The 5,565-nt window shown below is 56.4% G+C and carries 2 tRNA genes and 3 rRNA genes; all 5 read left to right on the top strand.

The features are described 5' to 3' along the window. Positions 1-351: 351 nt before the first annotated feature. Positions 352-1,881, top strand: a 16S ribosomal RNA gene (locus AC1RQI_RS16075). A gap of 109 nt (positions 1,882-1,990) precedes the next feature. After that, positions 1,991-2,067: transfer RNA gene (locus AC1RQI_RS16070), tRNA-Ile, on the top strand. Between the two features lie 38 nt (positions 2,068-2,105). Continuing rightward, a tRNA-Ala gene (locus AC1RQI_RS16065) sits at positions 2,106-2,181 on the top strand. Between the two features lie 282 nt (positions 2,182-2,463). Then, positions 2,464-5,352, top strand: a 23S ribosomal RNA gene (locus AC1RQI_RS16060). An 81-nt stretch (positions 5,353-5,433) separates the two neighbouring features. Further along, positions 5,434-5,547, top strand: a 5S ribosomal RNA gene (gene rrf / locus AC1RQI_RS16055). Together the 16S, 23S and 5S rRNA genes with 2 tRNA genes alongside form the textbook arrangement of a ribosomal RNA operon. The last annotated feature ends 18 nt before the right edge of the window (positions 5,548-5,565 follow it).

The following is a 5,565-nucleotide window of genomic DNA, read 5'->3' as shown; positions in this document are numbered from 1 at the left end:
GAAGCGGGGATGCGTTAACGGCGGAAACGGGTTTGAAATCACTTGTTGACGCCATCGGCTGAGGCTGTAGAATACGCATCTCTTTCGGGGCAACCGGGCCGCGAGGCGGCGCTGACAGGCGCTGGGGCGGCAAAGAGAGGTTGTTTCGGGGATTGACAAGAAACTGAAATGCTTTAGAATTTTGGTTTCTCGATCAGGGGCTTAACGCCTTCTGAGGTTCTTTAACAAGTGGGTCAGATTATTTGTGTGGGCGCTGGCTGTGGTAGTCGGTGACGATTATCAAAGTCAGTGCTCGTTGATTCGAGTGCGGTCTTTGAGCTTGTATAAGATGCCATTGGCATCGGATGATTTAAACTGAAGAGTTTGATCATGGCTCAGATTGAACGCTGGCGGCAGGCCTAACACATGCAAGTCGAGCGGCAGCAGGCCCTCCGGGGTGCTGGCGAGCGGCGGACGGGTGAGTAATGCATGGGAACTTACCCAGTAGTGGGGGATAGCCCGGGGAAACCCGGATTAATACCGCATACGCCCTGAGGGGGAAAGCGGGCTCCGGCTCGCGCTATTGGATGGGCCCATGTCGGATTAGTTTGTTGGTGAGGTAACGGCTTACCAAGGCGACGATCCGTAGCTGGTCTGAGAGGATGATCAGCCACACCGGGACTGAGACACGGCCCGGACTCCTACGGGAGGCAGCAGTGGGGAATATTGGACAATGGGGGCAACCCTGATCCAGCCATGCCGCGTGTGTGAAGAAGGCCTTTGGGTTGTAAAGCACTTTCAGCAGGGAGGAAAAGCTGGTCGCTAATACCGGCCAGTGTTGACGTTACCTGCAGAAGAAGCACCGGCTAACTCCGTGCCAGCAGCCGCGGTAATACGGAGGGTGCAAGCGTTAATCGGAATTACTGGGCGTAAAGGGCGCGTAGGCGGTTTGATAAGCGGGTTGTGAAAGCCCCGGGCTCAACCTGGGAATTGCAATCCGAACTATCAGGCTAGAGTGCAGCAGAGGGCAGTGGAATTCCCGGTGTAGCGGTGAAATGCGTAGATATCGGGAGGAACACCAGTGGCGAAGGCGACTGCCTGGGCTGACACTGACGCTGAGGTGCGAAAGCGTGGGTAGCAAACAGGATTAGATACCCTGGTAGTCCACGCTGTAAACGTTGAGAACTAGTCGTTGGGGCTATTAGAGCCTTAGTGACGCAGCTAACGCGATAAGTTCTCCGCCTGGGGAGTACGGCCGCAAGGTTAAAACTCAAATGAATTGACGGGGGCCCGCACAAGCGGTGGAGCATGTGGTTTAATTCGACGCAACGCGAAGAACCTTACCTGGTCTTGACATCCTGCGAACTTGCTAGAGATAGCTTGGTGCCTTCGGGAGCGCAGTGACAGGTGCTGCATGGCCGTCGTCAGCTCGTGTCGTGAGATGTTGGGTTAAGTCCCGTAACGAGCGCAACCCTTGTCCTCAGTTACCAGCACTTCGGGTGGGCACTCTGGGGAGACTGCCGGTGACAAACCGGAGGAAGGTGGGGATGACGTCAGGTCATCATGGCCCTTACGGCCAGGGCTACACACGTGCTACAATGGGGCGTACAGAGGGCAGCGAGTGCGCGAGCGCAAGCGAATCCCTTAAAGCGTCTCTCAGTCCGGATCGGAGTCTGCAACTCGACTCCGTGAAGTCGGAATCGCTAGTAATCGCAGATCAGAATGCTGCGGTGAATACGTTCCCGGGCCTTGTACACACCGCCCGTCACACCATGGGAGTGGACTGCACCAGAAGCGGTTAGTCTAACCTTCGGGAGGACGATCGCCACGGTGTGGTTCACGACTGGGGTGAAGTCGTAACAAGGTAGCCGTAGGGGAACCTGCGGCTGGATCACCTCCTTATCGACACACCGGCGCCACGCCAGTGTCCACAACAAATAATCTGACCCGTTGTAAAGAGCATGAAGTTCTGGGCTGGGCCCGGAGAAGGGGTAAAGCCCTTGCGGTGTTTGGGTCTGTAGCTCAGTTGGTCAGAGCGCACCCCTGATAAGGGTGAGGTCGGTGGTTCAAGTCCACCCAGACCCACCAGAATCGCCCACCAGTGGGCGGTCTGAGACCATCAAGCGGGGGCCGTAGCTCAGTTGGGAGAGCGCCTGCCTTGCACGCAGGAGGTCAGGAGTTCGATTCTCCTCGGCTCCACCAGTTTCGCGCCAGATGGCGTGCGACGGGGTCAAAGATGAGTTTTTTCACCGAGAAAACTGATCTGTGATTCCGCATCACAATGCTCTTTAACAAAGTGGCTAGCAATTGAATAAGTCTGATGTTCATCGATGGCGATGACCGTTTGATGACACCACAGCGATTCCGTTGGAATCGTGGCGGTGTGGTTGAGCGTCAATCGCGATCATGGCACTGACTCAAGCGTTGAATCCGGCGTAATGGCAGTAGCCTGCGCGCACCTCGAGCGTGCGCTGCGGGTTATATAGTCAAGCGAATAAGCGCAAACGGTGGATGCCTTGGCAGTCAGAGGCGATGAAGGACGTGGCAGCCTGCGAAAAGCGTCGGGGAGCTGGCAAACAAGCTTCGATCCGGCGATCTCCGAATGGGGAAACCCACCTGGCTTCGGTCAGGTATCGGGTGCTCAATACATAGGCACTCGAGGCGAACCCGGGAAACTGAAATATCTAAGTACCCGGAGGAAAAGAAATCAACCGAGATTCCCTAAGTAGTGACGAGCGAACGGGGATTAGCCCTTAAGCTGGTTGGTGGGTAGTGGAAGTGTCTGGAAAGTCACACCATAGAGAGTGATAGTCTCGTACACGAAACGCGCCTTCCAGTGAAATCGAGTAGGACGGGGACCGTGGAAACCTGTCTGAATACGGGGGGACCATCCTCCAAGGCTAAATACTCCTGACTGACCGATAGTGAACCAGTACCGTGAGGGAAAGGCGAAAAGAACCCCTGTGAGGGGAGTGAAATAGACCCTGAAACCGTTTGCGTACAAGCAGTGGGAGCACCCTCCGGGGTGTGACCGCGTACCTTTTGTATAATGGGTCAGCGACTTACTTTCAGTGGCAAGGTTAACCGTCTAGGGGAGCCGCAGGGAAACCGAGTCTTAAATGGGCGAACACAGTCGCTGGGAGTAGACCCGAAACCGGGCGATCTATCCATGGCCAGGGTGAAGGTCGGGTAACACCGACTGGAGGCCCGAACCCACCTATGTTGAAAAATGGGGGGATGAGCTGTGGATCGGAGTGAAAGGCTAATCAAGCCCGGAGATAGCTGGTTCTCCTCGAAAGCTATTTTGGTAGTGCCTCGTGTATCACTGGCGGGGGTAGAGCACTGTTTGGGCTCGGGGGCCATCTCGGCTTACCAACCCCTTGCAAACTCCGAATACCGCCAAGTGCCATCACGGGAGACAGAGCATGGGTGCTAACGTCCGTGCTCAAGAGGGAAACAACCCAGACCGCCAGCTAAGGTCCCCAAGTACCGGTTCAGTGGGAAACGGAGTGGGAAGGCACAGACAGCTAGGAGGTTGGCTTAGAAGCAGCCATCCTTTAAAGAAAGCGTAATAGCTCACTAGTCGAGTCGGCCTGCACGGAAGATGTAACGGGGCTAAACCGGTCACCGAAGCTGCGGACGCCTTATAGGCGTGGTAGAGGAGCGTTGTGTAGGCCTGCGAAGGTCCATCGAGAGGTGGGCTGGAGGTATCACAAGTGCGAATGCTGACATGAGTAACGATTAAGGAGGTGAAAACCCTCCTCGCCGGATGACCAAGGTTTCCTGCGCAACGCCAATCGGCGCAGGGTGAGTCGGCCCCTAAGACGAGACCGAAAGGTGTAGTCGATGGGAAACGGGTTAATATTCCCGTACCTCGCGTGAGTGCGATGGGGGGACGGAGAAGGCTAGGTGGAGCCGGGCGAGCGGTTGTCCCGGTTCAAGCGAGTAGGCCGCGGTGGCAGGCAAATCCACCACCGCAAGCCGAGACGCGACGACGAGCGCCCAAGGGCGCGAAGCCACTGATGCCATGCTTCCAGGAAAAGCCTCTAAGCTTCAGCTCGCGTGAGACCGTACCCCAAACCAACACAGGTGGTCAGGGTGAGAATCCCAAGGCGCTTGAGAGAACTCGGGTAAAGGAACTAGGCAAAATGGTGCCGTAACTTCGGGAGAAGGCACGCCGCGTTAGCGTGATGTCCCTTGCGGGCGGAGCGCGAGGCGGTCGAAGATACCAGGCCCCTACGACTGTTTACTAAAAACACAGCACTGTGCTAACTCGAAAGAGGATGTATACGGTGTGACGCCTGCCCGGTGCCGGAAGGTTAATTGATGGGGTTAGCTCCGGCGAAGCCCTTGATCGAAGCCCCGGTAAACGGCGGCCGTAACTATAACGGTCCTAAGGTAGCGAAATTCCTTGTCGGGTAAGTTCCGACCTGCACGAATGGCGCAACGATGGGGGCGCTGTCTCTACCCGAGACTCAGTGAAATTGAAATCGCTGTTAAGATGCAGTGTATCCGCGGCCAGACGGAAAGACCCCGTGAACCTTTACTATAGCTTCACAGTGGACTTTGAGCATGCTTGTGTAGGATAGCTGGGAGGCTTCGAAGCGGTGACGCCAGTCATCGTGGAGCCAACCTTGAAATACCAGCCTGGCATGTTTGAGGTTCTAACTCAGTCCCGTTACCCGGGACGAGGACACTGTGTGGTGGGTAGTTTGACTGGGGCGGTCTCCTCCCAAAGCGTAACGGAGGAGCACAAAGGTGGGCTAAGCACGGTCGGACATCGTGCGCTTCGTGTAAAGGCACAAGCCCGCTTGACTGCGAGACCTACACGTCGAGCAGGTGCGAAAGCAGGTCTTAGTGATCCGGTGGTTCTGTATGGAAGGGCCATCGCTCAACGGATAAAAGGTACTCCGGGGATAACAGGCTGATACCGCCCAAGAGTTCACATCGACGGCGGTGTTTGGCACCTCGATGTCGGCTCATCACATCCTGGGGCTGAAGCCGGTCCCAAGGGTATGGCTGTTCGCCATTTAAAGTGGTACGCGAGCTGGGTTTAGAACGTCGTGAGACAGTTCGGTCCCTATCTGCCGTGGACGTTGGAGATTTGAGGAAAGCTGCTCCTAGTACGAGAGGACCGGAGTGGACGAACCTCTGGTGTTCCGGTTGTCACGCCAGTGGCACTGCCGGGTAGCTAAGTTCGGACAGGATAACCGCTGAAGGCATCTAAGCGGGAAGCCCCTTCCAAGATGAAATCTCCCCGGGCCCTCGAGGCCCCTCAAGAGCCGTTCAAGACCAGGACGTGGATAGGCCGGGTGTGGAAGCGCTGCAAGGCGTTAAGCTAACCGGTACTAATGGCTCGTGAGGCTTGACTATATAACACCCCAGCGCATGCTCCGGATCAACCCTTGAGCCAGTGCCCGCAACATCAGACCAATTGCTCGCCACCCCCTTTCGCCTGACGACCACAGCGAGTGGGAACCACCTGATCCCATGCCGAACTCAGAAGTGAAACCACTCAGCGCCGATGGTAGTGTGGGTCTCCCATGCGAGAGTAGGTCATCGTCAGGCTCCTACACCCAAGCCCCG

The organism is Salicola sp. AFF1, assembly GCF_056783195.1.
This window is presented reverse-complemented; position numbering and strand designations above follow the sequence as displayed.